Raw genomic sequence first — 24,014 nt, forward strand, 5'->3', positions numbered from 1 at the left:
AAAAAATATTTTTTGAGAATTGAAAAAGGCCTCCCGTTCGAACGGAGGCCTTCAGGTTCAAGATAAATGTTTCATAACCAGTTTATTCACTTTGGATCCATCAGCCTTGCCTTTGACTTTAGGCATGATGGCACTCATGACTTTTCCCATATCTTGTTTGGAAGAAGCCCCAGTTTCAGTGATTGTTTCTTGAACGATCTGTTCAAGTTCTTCATCAGAAAGCTGTTTCGGCATATATGCTTGTAAAATCTCAATTTCACGATCAAGTTTTTCTACAAGGTCTTCGCGTCCAGCTTCTTTGAACTCGTGGAGGGAATCTTTCCTTTGTTTTAACTCTCTGGTCAAAACAGTAAGTTCTTCTTCCTCTGATAAATGGTCTTTCCCAAGCTTGATCGCTTCATTCTGAATAGAAGCTTTCACAAGGCGGATCTGAGTCAAGGTTTCCTTGTCTTTGTTCCGCATCGCTTGTTTCATATCCTGGTTAAGACGCTCCAGTAATGACATTCTCTCTGCACCTCTTTAATTAACGACGCTTTCTAGCAGCCTCAGATTTCTTCTTACGGCGTACACTAGGCTTTTCGTAATGTTCACGCTTACGGTATTCAGATAACGTACCAGATTTGGACACGCTGCGTTTGAAGCGACGAAGAGCATCTTCAAGAGACTCGTTTTTACGAACGCGAGTTGAATTTGACATGCTATTTCCCTCCCTCCGAAGCATAAAACCAGATTCTTCAATGCATATATAGTTACTATACATGCCTTTGACAATTATATTATAAGGCTTAATATGAGTCAATTTATTATTTATAATTTAATGGATCTTTTATATCCATCTTTTTCACATGGCCTTCCAAAGGCACATATGTAGACCTTCCCAGATATAACGGAATGTGGAGCTTTTCAAAATCAGGCAGGCCATCCGTACCGAACTTATCCTCTATGTAATAGCATGTTTCAATATCCCCGACTACCCAGTCATGATCTCCTGTAGGAATCATCGTACCCCGTATGCATTCATAACTGAGGTAGGCATTTTCCAAAATCGGGTTACCCTTATCACTGATGAAATAGGCTTGTCCAAATTCTCCACATTTATCTTTGTCCCTTCCAGATACAGTTCCGGCATATTGGATGAAAGCAGCGTGTTCTGCAGGAAGAAAATTGATGGAATACCGTTCAGAACGCTGAAGCAATTCATAGGTGTATCGTTCTTTTCCTACCGCTACACCATACATGGGAGGATCGATGGATAAATAGGAATGCCAGCCTGCCGCCATGAAGTTCGGTGAAGCTTCGCCTCGTACTCCTACAACTGCTACCATTCCGGGATAACTATGCATTTTTACTTTCGACATTTTTTTCAACATGAATTCACAACCTTGTCCATATAGTATTATGAGGTGTTGCTGATGATGGAATTGATATCTAAGATGGTTGTTCTCATATTAATGTTTCTATTCGGTTTGCAGTGTTTAAGAATCGGCTTATATCAGTTGTCTTATCAACGATCCAAAGACATACTTCATCGCTTTTCACGAACACCCCTACTTGCTATTGTAACAGGATTTGCAGCAACTTGTTTATTACAAAGCAGTTCTGTAGTCATCGTGATTGCGATGGGATTGATCACGACGAAATACATGACGATACGCCAGGGAATCGGCATCATGCTCGGAGCGAATTTAGGTACGACATTGACCGGGGAAATCCTTAGTATTTCCTTTGATCCACCTTACGCTTTATTACTCGCTGTAGGTGCTGTTCTTATTATGATGCAGAAAAGAAAGTTATTTGCGAGCGGGACGATCATATTCGGCTTATCCGCAATCTTTCTTGCCCTGGATAATTTCAGTGGATTTATTGAAGAAGTGATGAGATGGCCGCTGGCAGCAACCCTGCTATTGCAAATGAATGAGTCGAATTTAGCTGCCCTGTTGTTCGGAATCATCGGTACAGCCATCATTCAGTCATCTTCGGCTATGTTCGGAATCACCATCAGCTTACTTCAGGCAGATGTGATATCCATGACTGGGGCATTTGCTATCCTTCTCGGCTCCAATATCGGAACATGCATCACCGCAGGTATTGCTGGGCTGACGTTGGACAAACAGGCACGTGTCATCGCATCCAGCCACCTTTGGTACAATGTAATCGGTGTAATCCTCGCCCTTCCACTACTGGCTTTCATCGATCGATTCAGTGGACTGCTTGCTGATGATCCTGCCAAGCAATTGGCACACCTTTCTGTACTATTCAACACACTCACCATTCTCCTGTTCTATCCTTTCCTTCATTTATTTGAATCTTTTTTGACCCGAAAACTTCAGGAATAAGAACAAAAAAAGACCGGATCCACATTGGACCCGGTCTTTTCATACTATTAATAATCCGATTGTCCTTGTTCACCTTTGACAATCGCCATTCCAGAGCTTGCGCCGATTCGTGTTGCACCTGCATCGATCATTGCTTTCGCTCCTTCATAGTCGCGTACGCCTCCTGAAGCCTTAACGCCTAGTTCAGGCCCTACAGTCGCGCGCATCAAGCGGATATCTTCCACTGTTGCTCCACCACCAGAGAAACCTGTGGATGTTTTCACGAAGTGAGCACCTGCTTTAACTGACAATTCACATGCTTTCACTTTTTCATCTTTTTCCAATAGAGAAGTTTCAATGATGACCTTCACGATTGCATCATTTCCAGCTTCACGAACGACAGCTTCAATATCTGCCTGTACTGTTTCGTAGTCCTTGGACTTAAGTGCACCAACGTTGATGACCATGTCAATTTCAGTTGCACCATTTTCAATTGCCTGCTTAGTTTCATAGGCTTTTACTTCTTTTGTATTCGCTCCAAGCGGGAAGCCGATGACTGTACATACTTTAACATCTGTATCTTTCAACTGCTCCGCACTATACGTTACCCAGAAAGGGTTGACACAAACGGAAGCGAAGCTGTACTCTTTTGCTTCCTTGCAGATTTGTTCAATTTTTTCTTTCGGAGTATCCGGTTTCAATTGTGTATGATCAATCATTTTTGCTAAATTTTTGTCCATATGTTCTCTCTCCTTCAATTTCGATAAGTTGTCCGTACCTCTAACCATCTTATCATGAACCGTTTTCAAATGCTAGCCGAATCATGGACAACCCGCATTTTGTTATTATTACCAACTTTACATAAACAAATGTGAGAACATTTATCGCGCGTGAAAAAAGCTCGAAAAGAATCGGAATTCTCTTCAAGCTCTGTATTTCTTTCATTTAAGATATTGCAGTGACTTGTTCTGTCAAGTTGGGTTGATCCATGATGCGGACGAATCGGCCTTCATTGTATGGATATCCCGCTTTGGTGATTTTGACTTTGACAATTTGACCGATCATCTCTTCGGTGCCTTGGAACTTCACTTTCATATAATTGTCAGTGTAACCAACAAGCACACCTTCTTCACCTTCGAACTGCTCTTCAGGAATGACTTCAAGCACTTCGTCTTCATACATAGACGCATATTCTTTCGCCTGCTGATCAGACAGTTCGATCAAACGGTGAACACGCTCATTCTTGATCTCTTCATCGACCTGATCTTCCATTCTTGCAGCCGGCGTACCTGTACGTTTCGAGAATGGGAAAACATGAAGCTCAGAATAACCGACTTCTTTGATGAAGTTATAGGTTTCCATGAACTCTTCTTCCGTTTCCCCCGGGAAGCCTACGATGACGTCTGACGTAATTGCAAGACCAGGAAGTGCTTCTTTGAGGCGGTCGACACGCTCTTTATAGAACTCCATGGTGTACTTCCTGCGCATCCTCTTCAACACGGTGTTGGAACCGGATTGCAATGGTACGTGCAAATGGCGGACAATCTTGTCCGAATCATTCAGTACTTGAATCACTTCATCTGTAATCTGACTGGCTTCAATGGATGAGATACGGATGCGTTTCAATCCTTTTACCTTTGCATCCAATTCACGAAGCAGCATCGCCAGATTATAGTCTTTCATATCTTCACCGTAACCACCTGTATGAATTCCGGTCAGTACGATTTCTTTGTAACCGGCATCAACGAGCTGCTGTGCCTGCTTGATGACATCCTCCGGATTACGGGAACGCATCAGACCGCGCGCCCAAGGAATGATACAGAAAGTACAGAAGTTATTGCATCCTTCCTGTATTTTCAGTGATGCACGAGTACGGTCGGTGAATGCTGGTACATCAAGCTCTTCATAGACTCGATTTTTCATGATGTTGGTGACACCATTGATCGGCTGACGTTCTTGCTTGTACTGTTCGATATAATCGAGCATTTTGACACGATCCTGTGTCCCGACGACAATGTCCACACCAGGAATATTCATGATTTCGGCAGGTGAAGTCTGCGCGTAACATCCGGTAACACATACGACACCATCCGGATTTTTACGGATGGCACGACGGATTACCTGACGACTTTTCTTGTCACCTGTATTCGTCACCGTACATGTATTGATGACGTAAACATCGGATTCACGATCGAAATCCACACGTTCATATCCTTGTCCTTTGAACAATTGCCAGATCGCTTCTGTTTCATAATGATTCACTTTACAACCTAATGTATGAAATGCCACTGTAGGCATTTTCTTCACCTCATCTCTTCAAATTGATAAGAAACACATGCTAGCAAATAAAGAGGCGCTGTTTCCATGCGTAGAATTCTAGGTCCAAGCCGGACCGAAATAAAGCCGGAGTCGTTCAATTTCTGTACTTCATTGTCAGAAAAACCGCCTTCAGGACCAATGAAGACAATCATCCTCTGACCTGAATCGAGCGAGGCAATTGCATCAGATAATGAATGGAATTGCTCTGTTCTGGCTTCATCTTCATATGCGAAAATTTTCAAATCATAATCGCTGCTATGTTCAAGGATCTGTTCCATCGACTGGACATCACTGATGCCGGGGATTACATTCCTATGTGACTGCTCACTGGCTTCTTTAGCAATCTTTCTCAGCCGCTCGACTTTTTTGCTGGATTTTTTCATATCCCATTTTACAACAGAACGATCTGCTTGGTAAGGGTAAAAATAGGCAGCACCCATTTCTGTCCCCTTCTGGACTACGGTTTCTAGTTTATCGCCTTTTCCGAGAGCCTGGACGATGGACACTTCTACAGGTAGCTCACTGTTCCCTTCCAACCACTCAGATACTTCACATTGAACGACATCAGGGCTGATTGATTCAATTACACAGGAGGCTGCCTTCCCACTAGGGTGATTACAAATGATTTCATTTCCTTCTTTCATCCGCATCACCCTGGTGATGTGATGGACATCATCTCCTGTAACCCTGACCTTATCCCCTTGCCAATCCTCTTCTCTGATAAAATACCTTTGCATCATCAAGCACCTGCTTTGCTACGCTTTTTTTGCAATGATGGCGATCCAATCTTCCATCTGGTTCACTTCAACGATTTCAAAGCCTGATTGCTGAAGTCGTTCTTTCACAACATCTTTCTTCCCTTGGATGATCCCTGAAGTAATGAACATCCCACCCGGCTTCAGCAATCTGTATGCATCGTCTGTAAATTGGACGATGATTTCAGCAAGAATATTCGAGACGATGACATCCGCTTCCATCTCCACGCCCTTCAACAGATCATTCTGCTCTGAGTGGACGATATGCTGGACATTGTTCAGCTTGGAATTGATCGATGTACTCTTCACTGCTACGTCATCCAAATCGTAGGCATGAACCGTTTCTGCACCTAAAAGCGCGGATGCAATGCTGAGCACACCTGATCCGGAACCTACATCAATCACGCTTTCGCCTTTCTCCAGATACTGTTCAATTGCCTGGATGCTAAGTACCGTCGTCGGATGAGTCCCCGTCCCGAACGCCATTCCCGGGTCCAGTTCGATGATCAGTTCATCACTGGAAACAGGCTCATACTCTTCCCAAGTCGGTATGATCGTAATTTTCTCTGAGATTTTCACCGGCTTATAATACTTCTTCCAGGCAGTCGCCCATTCTTCTTCATTGACTTCGCTGATGGTGATATTGTTCTCACCAAGGTCGATATCATATACGACCAGATTATTGATAGAGTGTTTGATTTCATCTACCGTTTCTCCAAGAAAGCTGTTCACTGGCAGGTAGGCTTTCACGTACACGCCATCTTCAGGATAATCAGCCGGATTGAGTTCATAAACTTCCCCGAAAAAAGAATCACGCTCTTTAACCATATCCTGCGGGTCTTCGATGACCACGCCGCTCGCACCTGCTTCATGCAGAATGTTGGATACCGGTTCGATCGCTTCGTTGGTTGTGTGAATACATAGTTCTGACCACTTCACTAGGATCAACTCACTTTACTATTTTTTAAGGACCCTGACCACGCTTAAAACATATGTAGAGGATGCCTCTAAAGGCGACTCCCATATTCAATGAAATGGATGGGTCTCCATTTCATCTTAAGGGCACTCCGTTCATCCTTAAGAGACATCCTCTTTCCATCAATCCCCTTTGAACGCCCGCTTCATTTTTTGAAAAAAGCTGCCATGCTGTTCATCGGTTGCATCGTTACCACTGATTTCATTGAACTCACGTAACAATTCCATTTGTCGATCTGTCAGATTCTGAGGAGTTACAACCCTGATCTGTACATGCTGATCTCCCTGACCGTAACCGCGTACATTCGGTGCACCTTTCCCTTTCAGGCGGAAGGTTTTACCGGTTTGTGTTCCGGATGGTACTTTCAATTTGACTTTACCGTGTACAGTAGGTACTTCCAATTCGTCACCTAAAGCTGCTTGAGCGAAAGTGACTGGAAGCTCGCAGAAGATATGATCTCCATCCCGCTCGAAAAATTCGTGTGGCTTCACGCGGATGACAACGAACAAGTCACCTGCAGGACCTCCATTAGCACCTGCTTCACCTTGCCCTGGAACACGGATCTGCTGTCCTTCATCAATACCTGCAGGAATGTTCACATGTATTTTCTTGCGTTTCGTTACGCGTCCATCTCCGCCACATGTGCCACATTTTTCTTTAACGATCTTACCGCTTCCTTGACAATGATGACAGACACGGCGGTTCACTACTCGGCCGAACGGTGTGTTCTGCTCCTGGTTCACCTGACCCTGACCATTACAATGCGAGCACGTTTCTGGTGATGTTCCCGGCTTCGCTCCGGAACCGTCACAAGTTTCACATTCTTCTTCTTTAGGAATCTGGATATCGGTTTCTTTACCAAAGATCGCTTCTTCAAAATCAAGCGTCATCGTGTACTGTAGGTCCGCGCCTTTACGTGGTGCATTCGGATCTCTTCTGCGGCCACCGCCACCAAAGAACATATCGAAGATGTCTCCGAACCCTCCGAAGTCTTCTCCACCACCAAAACCTCCAAAGCCTTGACCTTGTGGTCCTGCATGGCCGAATTGGTCATACTGGGCGCGCTTCTGTTCATCACCTAGTGTCTCGTAGGCTTCTTTCGCCTCTTTGAATTTATCGGTAGCATTTTCTTCTTCACTGACATCTGGGTGATACTTTCTTGCCAGCTTACGATAAGCTTTCTTTATTTCATCCTTGGATGCATCCTTCGATACTCCGAGGACCTCATAATAGTCTCGTTTACTCACTTGACAATCACTCTCCCGGGCACTATTGCATAAAGTTAATAATAACACTGAAACGGTTCGTTAATCAAACATACGTAGAAAAAGTCAAAGCCAAGGATATCCTGACTTTGACTTTTCCACTTACATAGGCTGCTTTGCTTCAGCCTTTATTTTTTCTCGTCTTCGTTCACTTCTTCATAATCAGCATCTACAACATCATCGTCAGATCCTTGATCGCCTTCTGCACCCTGCTGAGCTTGCGCTTGCTGCTGTGCCTGCTCATACAATTTAACAGATAGCTGCTGTACGATTTCTTCTAATGCTTCTTTCTTTTCTTTGATCTTGTCAAGGTCTTCACCTTCTAGGACCTCTTTCAATTCATCCTTGGCAGCTTCAGCTTTTTGTTTCTCTTCTTCTGAAACCTGCTCTCCAAGATCCTTCAATGTCTTCTCAGTAGTGAAGATCATTTGATCCGCTTCGTTACGAAGTTCTACTTCTTCACGGCGCTTTTTATCTTCTTCAGCATTTTCTTCTGCTTCTTTTACCATTTGATCTACTTCTTCATCAGAAAGACCGGAAGAAGACTTGATCGTAATGGACTGCTCTTTGTTCGTACCCATATCCTTCGCACGTACGTTTACGATACCATTCGCATCAATATCGAAAGAAACTTCGATTTGAGGTACACCACGCGGTGCTGGTGGGATGTCCGTCAATTGGAAACGGCCAAGCGTCTTGTTGTATTGAGCCATTTCACGTTCCCCTTGCAGGACGTGGATATCAACTGCTGTCTGGTTATCTGCAGCAGTAGAGAACACCTGGGAATGGCTTGTTGGAATCGTAGTATTACGTTCGATCAGCTTCGTGAATACGCCACCCATTGTTTCGATTCCTAGGGAAAGTGGTGTTACATCAAGAAGGACGACGTCTTTGACATCACCTTGAAGCACTCCACCCTGGATTGCTGCACCAAGTGCAACTACTTCGTCCGGGTTGACACCTTTGGAAGGATCTTTACCGATTTCTTTCTTGATCGCTTCCTGTACTGCTGGAATACGAGTGGATCCACCTACAAGGATGACTTTATCAATCTCGCTTGCAGAAAGACCAGCGTCCTTTAATGCCTGACGAGTCGGCTTCATGGAACGCTCTACCAAGTCAGAAGAAAGTTCCTCGAATTTCGCACGAGTCAAGTTCATTTCCAAGTGAAGCGGTCCTGCTTCTCCTGCAGTGATGAATGGTAGTGAGATTTGTGTCTGAGAAACACCGGAAAGGTCTTTCTTAGCTTTTTCAGCAGCATCCTTCAAGCGCTGAAGTGCCATTTTATCTTTGGAAAGATCGATTCCGTTTTCTTTTTTGAATTCAGAAACCATGTGGTCGATGATGACTTGGTCGAAGTCATCCCCACCAAGGCGGTTGTCACCTGCTGTAGAAACTACTTCGAACGTACCGTCACCAATATCAAGGATGGATACGTCGAATGTACCGCCACCAAGGTCGTAAACAAGGATTGTCTGATCTTCATCTTCTTTATCGATACCATATGCAAGTGCAGCTGCAGTTGGCTCGTTGATGATACGCTCTACTTCAAGTCCTGCGATCTTACCAGCGTCTTTCGTAGCCTGACGCTCAGCGTCATTGAAATATGCAGGAACAGTGATGACCGCTTTATCTACTGTGTCACCAAGGTAATCTTCTGCATAACTCTTGATGTACTGAAGGATGATTGCGGAAATCTCCTGAGGTGTGTGTTCTTTACCTTCGACTTCCACCTTATAGTCCGTGCCCATATGACGTTTGATGGACTGGATCGTGTTCGGGTTCGTAATTGCCTGACGCTTCGCAACTTCCCCAACCTGGCGTTCACCATTTTTGAATGCTACGACGGACGGTGTCGTGCGATTCCCTTCAGGGTTAGGAATTACTTTGGACTCGCCGCCTTCCATTACTGCTACACAAGAGTTTGTCGTTCCTAAGTCGATACCGATAATTTTACCCATTGTCATTTCCTCCTTAAAAGATGTTCCATTTATGCATAAGTCTATTTACATGATCAGTGATTTACTGATTGACTTTTACCATTGATGGGCGAATGACCCGATCTTTAAGTTTATAACCTTTTTGAAGCTCTTCGATCACTACATTCGATTCATAATTCTCATCTTCTACCTGCATGACCGCCTGGTGGAAGTTAGGGTCGAATTGTTCTCCCTCTGCAGGGATTTCCTCTACGCCTTCCTTTTCCAGGGCTGCTTTCAATTGCTGGTAGACCATTTTGATTCCATCTACGAATCCTTTGGACGAATCATCCGATACTTCGATCTTCAATGCCCGATCGAAGTTATCCAGCACAGGTACCAGCTCTGTCACTAAGTCCTGTGAGCGGTATTTCCTGTCCGCTTCCCTGTCTTTCACCGTTCTGCGTCGGAAGTTATCGTAATCCGCCTGTAGCCTTAAGAGACGGTTCTGAATTTCATCTTTCTCCTGTTTCAGTCGATCCATTTCGGAAGTATCTTCAACTGCAGCATCATTTTCAGTTGTTTCTTCCGCTGCGGAGTCATTTTCTTCATCCACCAATTCCTGTTCGTGTCTTTCCTCTGCCATGTCGACACCTCCTAAGTTCTGTTCACCGTTAATGACTATAACATGACTGAATGCGTTAGCAAAACAATAACACCAAGCGATGATACTGAACATAAAGAAGCGATGGGCAATGATTCTCCCACCCACTCCCATCTATTTCCGCATTCATTCATTTTGATACCATGATCGGAATGTTTCCGTCATTTGACCTGACAGTACATCGATCAGCTGGATGACGCGATTGTATTCCATACGCGTCGGTCCTAATAGAGCAATCGTACCGATCTGCTCATCACCTAGTGTGTAGGTAGCAGTAATCAAACTGCAATTGTGCATGGCATCCGCTTCATTTTCATGACCGATTTTCACTTGGATGCCAGGATGATCGCTGCGGAGCAAGTGTGCAATTTCAGATTCTTTTTCGATCATCGAGTAGAGTGACCGGACCTTATCCAGGTCTTTGAATTCTGGCTGCATCAAAATATTGGTCTTTCCGCCAATGTATAATTTTGTCGGCTGTTCTTCAAGCAGGGCAGCGTGAAGATACTTGAATGCATGATCATAGTTCTCTGTATGGGATTTGATCAGATCTCCGACTTCCCGATACAGCTTCTCATGCAATTGGACCAACGGCACTCCATATAGTCGATCATTCAGGATGTTCACCATTTTCTCAAGATCCGACGCATCGATTTCAACTGGTATATTGAAAGAACGATGTTCGACATGCCCTGTGTTCGTGACCAGGATCGCCACTGCAGTCTGGTTGGTCAAAGGTACGATCTGAAGCTGTTTCAGCTTCGTTTCGAACACTTCTGGACCGAGGATGATCGACGTATAGTTCGTCAACTCAGACAAAATCCCTGCAGACTTCTGCACGACACGTTCGAATTCAAGCATCTGATCCTTAAATGCATGCTGGATGGAATGTACCTCAGAGCCAGAGAGACGTGTCGGTGTCAATAAATGATCCACATAGAACCTGTACCCTTTTTCAGAAGGTACTCTCCCTGATGAAGAATGGGTCTTTTCGATGTATCCCATTTCTTCAAGGTCGGCCATTTCATTCCGGATCGTAGCTGAACTGAATGTCACCTCGTCCTTTTTTGAAATGGACCTCGAACCTACAGGAAGTGCTGTCTGGATGAACTCATCAATTATCACTTGCAGAACCAATAGTTGTCTATCTGTCAACATGATGATCACCTCTGTTAGCACTCATGTCTGTCGAGTGCTAAATCTAATAATAAATTACCAAATGACCATTTAAATGTCAACGTGTTTGAACTTGAAATTATTCGAATCAGTTTTCTTCCAGAATGAATTCCTGAAAGACTTCATTCCCTAGAAGGCGCCCTTTTTCGGTCAAACGGATATGAGAGTGATCCACTTCGATCAGGCCACGCTCCTTCAGTTGCGGAATCGCATCGCTGAATACTTCGTCCATCTGCACTCCGTATTTGTCATGGAAGCGCGCCAATGATACTCCCTCAGCTTTCCTCAACCCAAGAAACATCTCTTCTTCCATCTGTTCCTTCTTTCCGATCGGCTCTTCATTCAAGATTGGCAGGCCATCCTTTTCTGCTTGCTTTACATAGGCAGGAAGCGGGCGAAGGTTGATGATCCGTTTCCCAGGTAGATACCCATGTGCCCCTGCACCGAAACCATAATAGAATTCATTATTCCAATAAGTGAGGTTATGCTTGCTCTCATACCCCGGTTTGGCAAAATTACTGATTTCATATTGGACAAGGCCATGGTCTTCCATCTTCTGCTGCAGCAGTTCGTACATTGCAGCTTCTGTGTCTTCAGGCGGCTTTGAAAGTTTCCCTTTCTTATAACGCTGATAAAAGACGGTTTTCGGTTCGATTTGCAATGAATAGGAGGAATAATGAGGCAAGTCGAACTTCAGCGCCTCATCCACTGTCTGTTCAAACTGTTCCAATGTCTGATTCGGCAAAGCATAAATCAAGTCCAGGCTGATGTTCGTCAGACCAATGGAAAGCAGCCTGTCAACATTGGTATAGACATCTTTGACTTTGTGCACACGACCGATTTGTTCGAGCATCTCATCATCGAATACTTGTACTCCTAGAGAAATGCGGTTTACGCCGAAATCGTGTAACAGTTTCACTTTATCTTCATCGAGGTCTCCAGGGTTCGCCTCGAATGTGTATTCCATTTCCGTGGATATGTGAAACTTCGAATCGATGATCCGCAGCAGCTTCTCCAACTGCTGGGCGTTCAAAGCTGTAGGAGTACCCCCACCTACGAAAATTGTTTTTGGGGTAGCCTTCTCATCTGGAATATAGGCATCCATTTCCTTTTCCAAGGCATTCAAATAGTCATCTGCCATCCCTTCATGGTAGAAAAACTTCGTAAAATCACAGTAATGACAAATCTGCTGACAAAATGGGATGTGAATATATGCGGAAGGTATATACATACGATCTAACCTTTCTTGAGAACAGCCGGTGCTCCAGTTGTTCTATAATGATTCCCTTAACTGACGAAAACCGCAAGAGAAATTCTCCTGCGGTTTCATCCTATTATTTATCGTCGTCATTCATTTCAAGTACAGACATGAACGCTTCCTGAGGCACCTCGACAGAGCCGACCATCTTCATGCGCTTCTTACCTTCTTTCTGTTTTTCAAGAAGTTTACGCTTACGTGAGATGTCTCCTCCATAACATTTGGAAAGGACGTTCTTACGCATGGCTTTGATCGTGGACCTTGCAACAATCTTGTTTCCGATTGCTGCCTGGACAGGCACTTCGAACTGCTGTCTAGGGATAAGGGCCTTCAGCTTTTCAACGATTTGTTTCCCACGTTCATAAGCGAAATCACGGTGAACGATGAACGATAGCGCATCGATCGTATCTCCGTTAAGCAGAATGTCCATTTTCACCAGGTTGGATGCTTTATAACCGATCAATTCATAATCGAAAGAAGCATATCCCTTTGTCTGTGATTTCAACTGATCGAAGAAATCATAGACGATCTCCGATAATGGAATGTCATAGACGACATTGACACGGTTTTCGTCCAAGTATTGCATATCAATGAAGTCTCCGCGTTTCTTCTGACAGATTTCCATTACAGGACCGACAAAATCATTCGGCACCATGACCGTCGCTTTGACGAATGGTTCGCGGACTTCCTGGACTTTTTGACTGTCTGGCATCATGGATGGGTTGTCGACGCGCTCTTCGGACCCATCCGTGAGAGCGACCTGATAGATTACACTTGGCGCAGTCGTAATCAAGTCGATGCCGAATTCACGTTCAATCCGCTCCTGGATGATTTCCATGTGTAGCATTCCGAGGAACCCACAACGGAAACCGAAGCCTAATGCCTGGGATGTCTCCGCTTCATACTGCAGGGAAGAGTCATTCAGCTCCAACCGTTCCAGCGCCTCTCTCAGGTCATTATAATTAGCTGCGTCGACGGGGTACATTCCACAAAACACCATTGGATTCATGCGTTTATAACCCGGTAACGGCTCAGCTGCCGGATTATTGGCAAGCGTGATCGTATCACCGACACGGCTGTCTCCGACGTTTTTGATGGAAGCTGTCAGGTAACCAACGTCGCCGACGGTCAATTCCTTCAGTTTCTCCGGTTTCGGACGGAACACTCCGACCTCGTTAACTTCGAATTCCTTACCGGTAGCCATCATTTTGATTTTATCTCCGACTTTGACGGAGCCTTCTTTAATACATGTATAGGCAACGACACCTCGATAAGGATCATAAAGTGAGTCGAAAATCAGCGCTTTCAATGGATCTTTGACTTCACCAGTCGGCGGTGGAACATCCTTTACGATACGTTCAAGGATTTCATCGATCCCCTTACCTGCTTTAGCACTCGCAAGGATGGCATCGGATGCATCGATGCCGATGACATCTTCGATTTCCTGCTTCACGCGCTCAGGATCGGCACTCGGCAAGTCAATCTTATTGATGACAGGAATGATTTCCAGGTCGTTTTCCAATGCAAGATAGACGTTCGCCAGTGTCTGCGCTTCGATTCCCTGTGCAGCGTCCACTACGAGGATCGCACCTTCACAGGCAGCGAGGCTTCGGGATACTTCGTATGTAAAATCGACGTGTCCCGGTGTATCAATCAAATGGAAGATATAATCTTCTCCATCATTTGCAGCATAATTCAATTGGACAGCATTCAACTTGATGGTGATTCCACGTTCTCTTTCCAAATCCATCGCATCAAGGAACTGTTCTTTCATTTCACGTTGTGTCAACGCCTTCGTCTTCTCCAAAATCCTATCGGCAAGCGTCGATTTGCCGTGGTCGATGTGAGCGATGATCGAGAAGTTACGCACACGTTGTTGTCTGTTGTTACTAGTCAAATTCAATCCACTCCTACTATTTTAACCAACAATAACTAGGATAGATTATAGCAATAGCACGATGATTATTCAATGAATTTCAAAAGGGACAGCCGCTTCCGACCATCCCTTTGGTTGCCGTTCACTTCTAAAATAACGGTTCCACAAGTGCTGCCATCGAATCGATTACGACGTTATAGACCGTATTCACTCCTTTTTCCAACACCTGAGCCACTTTGACGCTGGAATGGGTTGCCTGGTCTTTGTACTGTGTCATCTTTTCCTCGAGCCCTTCCTGTTCCAAAGGCACTCCCATGACCGTCACTTCATAGGCATCTGAATCCTGCTGTTTGATCTCCAGTGCATCCTGGAGGCTGTCGCTCGTATAGCCTCGCGTCTGGATGACACCTTCACTTGCCTGATTGATTCCGAACAATGCTCCTCCAAGAAACAGCACCATCATGAACAGGATAAAAGCGATGTAGCGAATCATCCTACCACCTCCAGAATGAATTTTTTATTCCGTAGAAACTTTCTCCGCATCCCAGTAATACTCACTGAACACTTCAGCGAAAGCGTCAGCACTTCTGTAAAGCTCTTCGAACGAGTTGTCTACCCCACCAAATTCTAGCAAGACGGCATTTTGAGAAAGATCCTGATTATACTTACCATCGACATTGCTGCCTTTTTTTCTGATTACCCCTCGGCTCAGTCCTGGATATTTTTCTTCGAGCAATTGATGAAGCTCTGTAACCAGCTTGAGGTTCTTTTCGTAATTAGGGTGTTCTTCTCCTACGACAAAGATGGTTTTAGCATAAGTTTTGCCATCAATTTCTGTAGTGGTGACATCCTTGCCCATGCTGTCCCGGTGTAGGTCGAATATGAATTGCAAATCATTATTCGAAGCCATCGCTTCGGTTACAACGGTCCGACTGGCATCATAAGATTTCCAGAACTCCCATCCTTTGTTTTGCAATATTGTAGTGATGTCGGTATGGTCCACATGGGTTCCGATTCCATGCGCTTCCAGAGCTTTGCCGAGTCGATCACCCACTTTGGTGATATTCACTTCACGATGATATGCCTCATTCGGCTCTGTTCCTTCCGGCAGATTTGGCAAGAACGATTCTCTATTATGGGAGTGATAGATGAACACGACGTCTTTTCCACCGGTCGTAGGACCATCCGATTCTTTCGGCTCATCCACCTGTTCTTCCTCACCAGTATCTACAGCTTCCCTATCCTCCAACACAACGTCAATCGGTGCTTGTGACTCTATCGGCAGGTTTGTGTAATTTGTCCCTTCACCAGCAATGATGATTTCTGCATGATACCTTGATAACCCGGGAATTTCCCTCCCAAGCAGGCTGCGTGGATCATTCGGAGTCAATGAAGTCGCCAGTTGAAAGGACAACGTGGACAGATCCGGTGGTTCCAGGTCAGATGGATATGCCTCTTTGAAGGCACGGTGTTCCAGACTGAATAAATAAAGGAAAGAAGCACCTTTGATCTGACTCGTCCACTTTTGCATCGTGTCAGAATAAAGCCGATAAGTCGGTTTGACACTGGTCAATGCGCCGATGACCAACAAAAGCACAAGCATCAGCGCAATTCCCGCACCTACATGTTTATATATTTTTTTGAACCAGCCGCTCTGTAAAGGGAGCTTCTTTTTGAGCATCCTACATTCCAGCCTTTCATAAACATCTCGTATAATAGAGTCTATGAGAGGCATGAAAAAATAGAACCACTCTTCTACTAAGCTTCTATCAAATCATCATCTTGTGAAAGATTGTGATTCGTCCCCTTTTACGCGCTCGTGGAGTGCTGCATTGATTCCAGCTGCAAGTACATGGGCCATATCCTTAATGAATCCGTCTACTTCTTTCGGAGTCACCATCAGATTATGTCCGATCGGTGATAGAACCTCTTCAATCAATTTGCGCTTTTCATGGCTTTCAAGCGAACCGACCATCCCTAAAATCGCTTGTCTCTGATCAAGCCCCGGCATATCTTCTTCGCTCAGCGTACGATCGCCGAACGTCATGCTTGCAGGGGTGAGTGATTTGGACGGGTCATCCTTTTCCTTCCATTCTCTGCCCATATGTTTCAACAGGTAGTCGATCGTATCATTCGTGATCGTCACTGCATCTACGACTGTCGGAACCCCAATGGCTATGACAGGGATGCCGAGGGTATCTTTGCTCAATTCTCTCCGTTTATTACCTACACCTGACCCAGGATGGATACCTGAATCGGAAAGCTGAATCGTTGCGTTGATCCTGTCGATGGAGCGTGATGCAAGTGCGTCGATCGCAATGACAAAATCCGGTTTCGTCTTTTCGATGATTCCCATGATGATATCGCTTGTCTCCACGCCCGTCACACCCATGACACCTGGGGTGATCGCTGATACTGGCCGATACCCTTCTGCAACGGTTTCAGGATGCAACTTGAATAAGTGGGTCGTAACCATGATTTTTTCCATCGCCAATGGACCAAGAGCATCCGGAGTGACATTATGGTTGCCAAGTCCAACGACAAGGCAGGTTTGGTCCGGTTGAATGTTATTCAGCTGCTGGAGCCGTGCCAATTCTTCACCAAGTACGACAGCAAGCCGTTTCTGCATCTCTGTATCCTGATGACGGATCGCTTTTGATTCAAGCGTGGTATAGTTCCCCGCTTTCTTCCCGAGCTTCTCTTCTGCAGAAGGATCGATCGTGACATAAGTGATGTTGATATCTTCTACAGATTTCTCTTCTACTTCAACACCAGAAGGGCTCTGCTGTGTCTCTTCATTCTCTTCGACGTAAGCATTTCTGGCTTCGATCGCCAGGTCTGTACGGATCGTATAGTTAAGATCATTTTCGCTCATGGGCGTCACCTCTTTTTTAACTAGCTTGATACTTGCGAAAATATTTTATACGTTTTCTGGCACTGCATCGATAAAGTTATTGAAAACTCGGTGTCTCTTTGGTAAAATGTCTCTTGTTCGATTATGAATGAGTCTGATGATTTTACCTGGGAGGTGAAACCATGCCAAATATTAAATCTGCGATCAAACGCGTTAAAACAAACAACGATGCTCGTGCTTTGAACCAAGCCTTCAAATCTGACATGCGTACTGCTGTTAAGCGTGTAGAAAAACTTGTTGAAAGCAAAGATGCAGAGAACGCGAAAAGCGCTCTACCAGTTGCTGTTAAGAAAATCGACAAGGCCGTACAACGTGGAGCGATCCACACTAACAACGGTAACCGTAAAAAATCTCGCCTAACAAAAATGGTGAACGGACTATAAGAGCCGAACCATTATTTATGACCAACAAGCGGCTCTCACCAGGGTCGTTTTTCATTTTCACGAAAAAAAGACAGGCGGTTCAGCACTATTGGCTGAACCGCCTGTCTTTTTTGATTAACTGATTTGTTTCGTTTTCTTTTTTATGTTGATCATACGATAGAGAAGCAGTTCGAATGCAAGTTCCTTTTCTGCTTTCCCCTGTTTGATTTCATGGTCGGTTTCTGTCAACAGATGCATGATCATTTCCAGTTCATCCTGTGTGAAATGCTGTTCACGCTTCATCGCCATCTTGATGACATAAGGATGTGCCTTGATATATTGCTGCATCTGATTTTGTGCATAGCCTTTCTTTTTCAGGATTTTTGCCTGCAAAATGATTCGGAACTGGGAAGCGAGCAGTGCTGTCAGTGCAATCGGTTCTTCATTCGTTTGCATCAATCCTCGGAAAATCCGGATCGCTTTAGTTACATCCCTTTCCATTACGGCATCTACAAGCTTCAAACCTGATGATTCTGAGCTGTGTGATAAAAGTTCCTCGGCCATCTCTTTCGTCACTAAGCGGTCTTCTCTTACGTTCAACGCCAGCTTCTCAAGCTCACTTTTGAGGACAAGCAGGTTTGTACCTACCTCTTCAATGATGAAATCATGCAACGATTTAGGAATTTCGATATGTAAATCCGATGCAATCGAATTGATCCACTCGGCCATGTTCCATTCCTTCACTGGCATGCATGAAACGACTTCTCCGTGCTTTTTGAACTGTTTGAACAACTTCTTACGTTCATCAAGCTTTTCATATGGAGCAACAATCACAAGTGTGGAATAATCCACGGGATCTTCCAAATAGCGCTGTAACGCCTCCACTTCATGTTCAAAAGGAAGCTTGTCCGGCTTCGCTTTCATAAATACAGGTTTTTCAGCAATGATGATCTTTTTTTCCCCGAAGAACGGATAGGTCTCTGCATCTGTCACAACATTCTCAATCGGCGTCTCTTCCAAATCATATGTAGAAACATTCACGTCCTGATCTTCTTCCGGCAACGATTTGTCCAATATTTTTTGTTTTATATCCTGAATCATATAGGATTCTGTTCCATATAATAGATATACAGGGGAGAACTGCTTCTTATTGATTTTTTTCAGGATTTCCAAATAACTCATTTGTCCCACCTCTAAACTCGTCCTGTCAAAAAAGTAACAGGCACCTCATTCCACTTGCATAAAATATACTCAATGGTAACATTTTATGCTTGTAAGCAAGCCTTGTCAAAATCGATTCTTCAACCGAGAGGCTGAGGTGCCTGAAGGATCTATATAAACGCCGTTTCAGCAATCCCGGAAATTGGTGAAACGACGATATTGACCTTTGATTTTAGAATGACCCAAATGACGCCGTACTATCTATGACAACTCTTGCTAATCAAGGGAATAGGTGAAGGGAATAAGAAATATCGGGACAGTTTTCAATGTATCTGGATTTTTATTTCTGTATCGCTTATACTAATTAGTGATATAGGAGGGGTTAATGTGAACGAATTCAAAAAAGAAATCCAATCTAAAAATAATGATGTAATCGACTCTGGGTTAGGGTTTGTATTTTCTTTCTTGTTCTTTTTCATCATTTTCGGTATCGGTGTAGCAATCAGTGTATTTGGAATGTAATCCATATGAAGGAAAGGCTGCTTTCAGGAAGCAGTCTTTTTTTGTTGGACCAAAAAATATCGTTCCAGGCATGAAGATATTATTTTAAATTCGTTTCGCTTTTGTTTGTAGTATACGGCAGGAATGTCTGAAACGTTCCACCTTCTTTTCCGAAATGGTATTGGACGGCACCGTGATGATCTGTGCGGAACTGCTTCGAATCATATCGCTCCAATACATCAAGCACCTCTGCATGAGGGTGACCATATCTGTTAGCCCTGCCAGCAGATATAAGGCTGATGGAGGGGTTGGCTTTTTCAATGAAATCCCCTGAAGTGGATGTCTTACTCCCGTGGTGAGAGACTTTCAATACATCAACTTTCATATCCGGAAACGCCTCGATCGTCGCTTCTTCGACCGCTTTTGAAATATCACCCGTAAAAAGCCATCCTAATCCCCCGACCTCAGTCTGGATGATAAGGGAATTGTCATTCGATTCATTATGATCGGTTGATGGACCCACTACTTTGAAAGGTTGCCCTCCAAGCATGATCGTGCGATTGAATCCCTCTCTGACCAGCCTTGTCTGACTTCCCTCCATCGCTTTTACCAGCTCAGGAGGCGACTGGAAATACTTACTGACGATGATTTGTCTTATTTGCAGATGGTCGAATAAGTAAGGAACACTTCCGATATGGTCGTGATCCTCATGCGAAAGTATCAATGCATCCAGCCTACTGATCCCTTTAGATTTAAGAAATGGCACAATCGTCTGCTCCACCACTTTCGCTTGATTCCCCGAAAATTTATCTGCACCTGCAGCATCGATCATGATGACACCTCTCCTGTATGGTAATTCGATGATGAAACTATCCCCCTGACCGACATCGAGCATCGTCACCGTTCCTTGCGGAGAAAAGTAAGGGATCAGAGACCAGCCAACGAGGACGAGCACACAACCTGCGCCAGCGAAAAAGCCATGCTTCAGCCTGTCCTGTTCCAAACACACGAACATCAGATACAGGAACAAATAAAACACAAGAATGAACGGAATAGGAATTTCGCCTGTGACCCATGAAATCAAGCTTTGTTCATCGATATAAATCAGGACTTTCATCATCCAAGGATGAAAAACTTCAAACATTTTCACAGGTAAAGATACAAGTGGCGGATAGATGATAAGAAGAAAAAGCAGCGAGAACATCAGCGGGATGACCACAATTGAAAAATATGGCACGTAAAGAAGATTGGCAATGATCGATAAAGGGTTGAACTCATAAAAATGCTTCAGCTGCAAAGGCAGAATGACCATTTGACTGATGATACTGACTCTAAGCAACAGGAAGAATTTCGTTGTAGAAGCAGCTAACCATTTAAAAGAAAAAATCAGTGAGAAGGTAACAAGAAAGGAAAATTGAAAACCAAGATGGTAAATGTAGAGAGGCTTGATGAAAAGGAGGGATAAAAATAACAGGCTTACTATATCCGACATCTGAATTTTAAGTTTCATCTTTATCAGAATCAGGCTGACCACAACCATTGATGAGGCCCGGAGGACGGATGGTGCACCACCTGCAAGGAAGGTGTAAAAAGGAAGAAGAAATAGGAGGATCCAGCCACTCTGCTCTTTCGTTACTGCACCTGACCTTATCATGAACAGAAATGCAAAGCCCACGAACAATCCGATATGTAATCCTGATATGGCTAGAATGTGGGACAAATTCCACCTGCGGAATCTTTCAATCGTTTCGTCAGGGAGCTCACTCGTATCCCCTAACGCTAAAGCCTTCAGCCAGGCTCTGGTCTCTTCAGGTATCACTTGCTGCATCCGATCACCAAGAGAGAGACGGTAGGTTGATAAACCGGCAAGAATGGATTCACCTTCGCATTGAACCATACTTTCATCATCAATGATGGTCTGATACTGAATCCCTGACTTCAATAAATACTCACGGTAATCGAATGTGCCAGGATTAGTAGCTCGTGGAGGAAGGTCTGCTGATGTAAACACCAGACAGGATGCACCACTTTTCCAGCTTTTTAGGATGCGCTTATCCATATTAGGATCATTATTTTGCCGGAAAAATACTAGAAGAACTTTTTGTGATGTCTTACTTTCTTTTAATACAGCTTCTATTTTATCTTGTGCGACCTTCACAGAAGATATCTTGCCTTGGAAAGGCATATCGGAGATAGGGTCGGTGGGGAATGAATGAGGTACGATAAAGTAACCTGACGTAAAGCCAGCAAACATAACGAAGAGCATCAATCGCCTTTTTCTAAAGAGATAAGTCAGGGAGAAGAAAAGAAGTAAAAAAACGATTGCCGAAGTTTTTGTTTCTGAATGACTTAATGCACCTAAAACAAATGCCCCGGCAATCATATGCCACTGTCCTCTCATAACAGCGTTGTTGGGTCTTGAATGTCAAACAAATGCTTCGCTTTCCGCTTTAAATCAGCAGATGCTTTCGGGTCGTTCGTGGATCGGTCGAGTTCCATCATCAACTCTTCAATAAGCTCCCTTTTCTCTTCTCCTCTAGAATCTAAGGAGAACGTCTCCAGTTCTACTTTCTCAGTATGTACACCTGCATCTTCAAATAACTGGATGGCATACGGATGATTGCGATAATCCTTGCTGTAATAGACGGTCTTGATACCTGCCTGAATAATTGCTTTACAGCAGTGAAGACAAGGGAAGTGAGTAACGTAAATTTCTGCTCCCTCTGTTGCAACTCCGAATTTAGCACACTGTAGAAGGGCATTCATTTCTGCATGAATCGTTCTGACACAATGGCCATCAATAACATAACATCCTTCGTCGATACAATGCACATCTCCGGATACACTACCATTATAGCCACCGGCAATCATCCGTTTATCTCTTATGATGATGGCCCCGACAGACAACCTTTCACAAGTACTCCTCATCGCCAGAAGATGACTTTGAGCCATAAAATACTGGTTCCATGATATACGTGCCACTATTGCCCCTCCTTCGTTCTATTGAACACTCGATTAAATCTCAGTTTACCGATGTCGTTTATATTCGTCAATCTTCTACGGAATTTGTAATTGTTTCTCGATTTTTTCAAGTGTTTTTTCTCCGATCCCAGATATCTGAAGCAGGTCGTCCGCACTCTTGAACAACCCATTTTCTTCACGGTATTGAACGATTGCTTTCGCTTTCGAAGCACCGATACCATCAAGCTGCTGGATTTCACTCTCTGTCGCATAGTTGATTCTGATCAGATCTCCACTTGCGGTCACATGATCACCATTCTCTCCCTCATGCTTTGACAATACAACTACCATCATTTCATCCTGAAGCTTCTGAGCGAGGTTGACCGTTGTCGGATCCGCATCTTCTGTAAATCCACTAGCCATGTTTATGACATCTTCCATTCGTTCACTCGAAGTTACCCGGTATACACCCGGTGAATGAACCTCTCCTTTGATATCGATGAACACTTCATTCCCATCTCCCCCTTCGTCTACCTTTGTTTCGTCAGCGTCAGATAATTCTTGGTCAAGCCCTAAACTGGTCGGTGCCTTTTCCTGCTCCGGCGCACCGAAGAACACCCATAAGGCAATGCCTGCGGGAATAATTAGCCATCCATATTTTTTAAAACGATACATGATTGTTCACCTGCTACCTTTCATAATTAGTAATGGAAAAGCGTATAGATTTAACGATGGAAAGAAAAAGGAGGGTCCGCATGAATTGGGGAATCATTGGCATAGGAAATATGGGGACGATATTGATCGAGTCTCTTATCGAAAGTGGTGCGTTGGACCAGAAAGCGATCACGATCACTAACCGGACGATTGGAAAGGCTTTAGCCATACAGGAAAAATATAAGGGAATTCATGTAGAGGAAGATGCAGTGGAAGTGGCTCGGAAGGCAACCGTTCTGTTCATTTGTACAAAACCGAAAGATATGAAGCATGTATTTGAACAGATTGAGCCTGCGCTGACAAAAGACCATTGTGTCATATCGATTACAAGTCCGCTTGCAATCGACTACCTGGAAGAACATCTGCCATGTCAGGTGGGAAGAATCGTACCTTCCATTACAAATCGCGCATTTGTAGGCGTCAGTTTATGCAGCTTCAGTTCAAACATGAAACCAGAAATGAAAGCACTGTTGATGCAAACCTTCAAATTCATTTCAAAACCAATCGAAACAGATGAGAACGTGATCAGGGTATCGTCTGATATCGTTTCCTGCGGGCCTGCGTTTCTCAGTTTTTTAATGGAAAAAATGATGGAAGCATCCACCGAGGTCACCGATCTGGATAAAGCGAGAGCGACGGCTTTGACAACGGAAATGTTGAAGGGGTATGGGGAATTATTATCCAAAAACCATTACACACTGCAAACGTTGAGAGAGAAAGTGAGTGTCAAAGGCGGGGTTACCGGAGAAGGGTTGAAGGTACTCGAAGCAAACATCGGTGATTTGTTCCATAAACTTTTTGAAGCTACTCAGCAGAAGCATCTGAAAGATAAAGAGGAACAGAAGTATTGGTGATCGATCCTCTTATATATTCTTCAA

General features: G+C 44.1%; 24 protein-coding genes. 4 read left to right on the forward strand and 20 right to left on the reverse strand.

The genetic code is table 11. The annotated features are described in order from the left end of the window. Nucleotides 1-57: 57 nt before the first annotated feature. The 3 genes from ACFQ2J_RS06290 to ACFQ2J_RS06300 all read right to left on the reverse strand — a co-directional run bounded on the left by ACFQ2J_RS06290 (nucleotide 58) and on the right by ACFQ2J_RS06300 (nucleotide 1,370). Entirely contained in the window at nucleotides 58-504 is a 447-nt protein-coding gene (locus ACFQ2J_RS06290) for a GatB/YqeY domain-containing protein (RefSeq protein WP_386057579.1), read from the reverse strand. A gap of 19 nt (nucleotides 505-523) precedes the next feature. Continuing rightward, nucleotides 524-697, reverse strand: coding sequence for a 30S ribosomal protein S21 (gene rpsU, locus ACFQ2J_RS06295; protein WP_386057581.1), 174 nt, complete (start codon nucleotides 695-697; stop codon nucleotides 524-526). 106 nt (nucleotides 698-803) lie between these two features. Then, nucleotides 804-1,370, reverse strand: coding sequence for a flavin reductase family protein (locus ACFQ2J_RS06300; protein WP_386057582.1), 567 nt, complete (start codon nucleotides 1,368-1,370; stop codon nucleotides 804-806). Between the two features lie 42 nt (nucleotides 1,371-1,412). Between ACFQ2J_RS06300 and ACFQ2J_RS06305 the strand changes: the two genes are divergently transcribed. Next, nucleotides 1,413-2,336, forward strand: coding sequence for a Na/Pi symporter (locus ACFQ2J_RS06305; RefSeq protein ID WP_386057584.1), 924 nt, complete (start codon nucleotides 1,413-1,415; stop codon nucleotides 2,334-2,336). A 47-nt stretch (nucleotides 2,337-2,383) separates the two neighbouring features. Here ACFQ2J_RS06305 and deoC read toward each other — a convergent pair whose 3' ends face one another. From deoC to gpr, 13 genes are all read right to left on the reverse strand, one after another. Beyond that, nucleotides 2,384-3,055, reverse strand: coding sequence for a deoxyribose-phosphate aldolase (deoC, locus tag ACFQ2J_RS06310; protein WP_386057586.1), 672 nt, complete (start codon nucleotides 3,053-3,055; stop codon nucleotides 2,384-2,386). A 205-nt stretch (nucleotides 3,056-3,260) separates the two neighbouring features. Then, nucleotides 3,261-4,613, reverse strand: coding sequence for a tRNA (N(6)-L-threonylcarbamoyladenosine(37)-C(2))-methylthiotransferase MtaB (gene mtaB / locus ACFQ2J_RS06315; protein WP_386057587.1), 1,353 nt, complete (start codon nucleotides 4,611-4,613; stop codon nucleotides 3,261-3,263). Between the two features lie 5 nt (nucleotides 4,614-4,618). Next, nucleotides 4,619-5,374 (reverse strand): 16S rRNA (uracil(1498)-N(3))-methyltransferase, encoded by a 756-nt coding sequence (locus ACFQ2J_RS06320; RefSeq protein WP_386057589.1) that lies wholly within the window; start codon nucleotides 5,372-5,374, stop codon nucleotides 4,619-4,621. Nucleotides 5,375-5,389: 15 nt separating this feature from the next. Then, the gene (gene prmA, locus ACFQ2J_RS06325) at nucleotides 5,390-6,328 is read right to left on the reverse strand and encodes a 50S ribosomal protein L11 methyltransferase (protein ID WP_386057591.1); all 939 of its coding nucleotides are present in this window, start codon (nucleotides 6,326-6,328) and stop codon (nucleotides 5,390-5,392) included. 159 nt (nucleotides 6,329-6,487) lie between these two features. Then, nucleotides 6,488-7,612: a molecular chaperone DnaJ gene (gene dnaJ, locus ACFQ2J_RS06330; RefSeq protein ID WP_386057592.1), complete on the reverse strand. Its 1,125-nt coding sequence runs from the start codon at nucleotides 7,610-7,612 to the stop codon at nucleotides 6,488-6,490. Between the two features lie 146 nt (nucleotides 7,613-7,758). Beyond that, nucleotides 7,759-9,591, reverse strand: coding sequence for a molecular chaperone DnaK (gene dnaK, locus ACFQ2J_RS06335; protein ID WP_386057594.1), 1,833 nt, complete (start codon nucleotides 9,589-9,591; stop codon nucleotides 7,759-7,761). Between the two features lie 61 nt (nucleotides 9,592-9,652). Beyond that, nucleotides 9,653-10,195 (reverse strand): nucleotide exchange factor GrpE, encoded by a 543-nt coding sequence (gene grpE, locus ACFQ2J_RS06340; protein ID WP_386057596.1) that lies wholly within the window; start codon nucleotides 10,193-10,195, stop codon nucleotides 9,653-9,655. A 144-nt stretch (nucleotides 10,196-10,339) separates the two neighbouring features. Next, the gene (hrcA, locus tag ACFQ2J_RS06345; RefSeq protein WP_386057597.1) at nucleotides 10,340-11,371 is read right to left on the reverse strand and encodes a heat-inducible transcriptional repressor HrcA; all 1,032 of its coding nucleotides are present in this window, start codon (nucleotides 11,369-11,371) and stop codon (nucleotides 10,340-10,342) included. Between the two features lie 106 nt (nucleotides 11,372-11,477). Then, a complete protein-coding gene (gene hemW, locus ACFQ2J_RS06350; RefSeq protein WP_386057599.1) occupies nucleotides 11,478-12,620 on the reverse strand; it encodes a radical SAM family heme chaperone HemW in 1,143 nt (380 codons plus the stop codon). Between the two features lie 103 nt (nucleotides 12,621-12,723). Beyond that, the gene (lepA, locus tag ACFQ2J_RS06355; RefSeq protein WP_386057601.1) at nucleotides 12,724-14,544 is read right to left on the reverse strand and encodes a translation elongation factor 4; all 1,821 of its coding nucleotides are present in this window, start codon (nucleotides 14,542-14,544) and stop codon (nucleotides 12,724-12,726) included. A 127-nt stretch (nucleotides 14,545-14,671) separates the two neighbouring features. Continuing rightward, on the reverse strand, nucleotides 14,672-15,016 hold the full coding sequence (locus ACFQ2J_RS06360; protein WP_386057603.1) for a DUF3679 domain-containing protein: 345 nt from the start codon (nucleotides 15,014-15,016) through the stop codon (nucleotides 14,672-14,674). Between the two features lie 24 nt (nucleotides 15,017-15,040). Next, nucleotides 15,041-16,204: a stage II sporulation protein P gene (gene spoIIP, locus ACFQ2J_RS06365; protein ID WP_386057605.1), complete on the reverse strand. Its 1,164-nt coding sequence runs from the start codon at nucleotides 16,202-16,204 to the stop codon at nucleotides 15,041-15,043. 96 nt (nucleotides 16,205-16,300) lie between these two features. Then, nucleotides 16,301-17,398: a GPR endopeptidase gene (gpr, locus tag ACFQ2J_RS06370; RefSeq protein ID WP_386057607.1), complete on the reverse strand. Its 1,098-nt coding sequence runs from the start codon at nucleotides 17,396-17,398 to the stop codon at nucleotides 16,301-16,303. A 161-nt stretch (nucleotides 17,399-17,559) separates the two neighbouring features. On the opposite strand from gpr, the gene rpsT reads away from it, so the two are divergent. Further along, nucleotides 17,560-17,820 (forward strand): 30S ribosomal protein S20, encoded by a 261-nt coding sequence (gene rpsT / locus ACFQ2J_RS06375; protein WP_386057609.1) that lies wholly within the window; start codon nucleotides 17,560-17,562, stop codon nucleotides 17,818-17,820. A gap of 114 nt (nucleotides 17,821-17,934) precedes the next feature. Here the strand turns inward: rpsT and holA are convergent, their stop codons facing one another. Then, a complete protein-coding gene (gene holA / locus ACFQ2J_RS06380; protein ID WP_386057611.1) occupies nucleotides 17,935-18,981 on the reverse strand; it encodes a DNA polymerase III subunit delta in 1,047 nt (348 codons plus the stop codon). Between the two features lie 366 nt (nucleotides 18,982-19,347). On the opposite strand from holA, the gene ACFQ2J_RS06385 reads away from it, so the two are divergent. Then, nucleotides 19,348-19,482, forward strand: a complete 135-nt coding sequence (locus ACFQ2J_RS06385; protein WP_386057613.1) for a YqzM family protein — start codon at nucleotides 19,348-19,350, stop codon at nucleotides 19,480-19,482. Between the two features lie 79 nt (nucleotides 19,483-19,561). On the opposite strand, the gene ACFQ2J_RS06390 is transcribed toward ACFQ2J_RS06385, so the two are convergent. From ACFQ2J_RS06390 to ACFQ2J_RS06400, 3 genes are all read right to left on the reverse strand, one after another. Then, a complete protein-coding gene (locus ACFQ2J_RS06390) occupies nucleotides 19,562-21,862 on the reverse strand; it encodes a DNA internalization-related competence protein ComEC/Rec2 (protein ID WP_386057615.1) in 2,301 nt (766 codons plus the stop codon). Next, nucleotides 21,859-22,443 (reverse strand): ComE operon protein 2, encoded by a 585-nt coding sequence (locus ACFQ2J_RS06395; protein ID WP_386057617.1) that lies wholly within the window; start codon nucleotides 22,441-22,443, stop codon nucleotides 21,859-21,861. The genes ACFQ2J_RS06390 and ACFQ2J_RS06395 overlap by 4 nt, the downstream gene beginning before the upstream one ends. A gap of 75 nt (nucleotides 22,444-22,518) precedes the next feature. Then, a complete protein-coding gene (locus tag ACFQ2J_RS06400) occupies nucleotides 22,519-23,097 on the reverse strand; it encodes a helix-hairpin-helix domain-containing protein (RefSeq protein WP_386057618.1) in 579 nt (192 codons plus the stop codon). Nucleotides 23,098-23,177: 80 nt separating this feature from the next. On the opposite strand from ACFQ2J_RS06400, the gene comER reads away from it, so the two are divergent. After that, entirely contained in the window at nucleotides 23,178-23,990 is an 813-nt protein-coding gene (gene comER, locus ACFQ2J_RS06405; protein WP_386057619.1) for a late competence protein ComER, read from the forward strand. The last annotated feature ends 24 nt before the right edge of the window (nucleotides 23,991-24,014 follow it).

Source organism: Thalassobacillus hwangdonensis, from assembly GCF_042675915.1.
Taxonomy (GTDB): Bacteria; Bacillota; Bacilli; order Bacillales; family Halobacillaceae; genus Thalassobacillus_A; species Thalassobacillus_A hwangdonensis.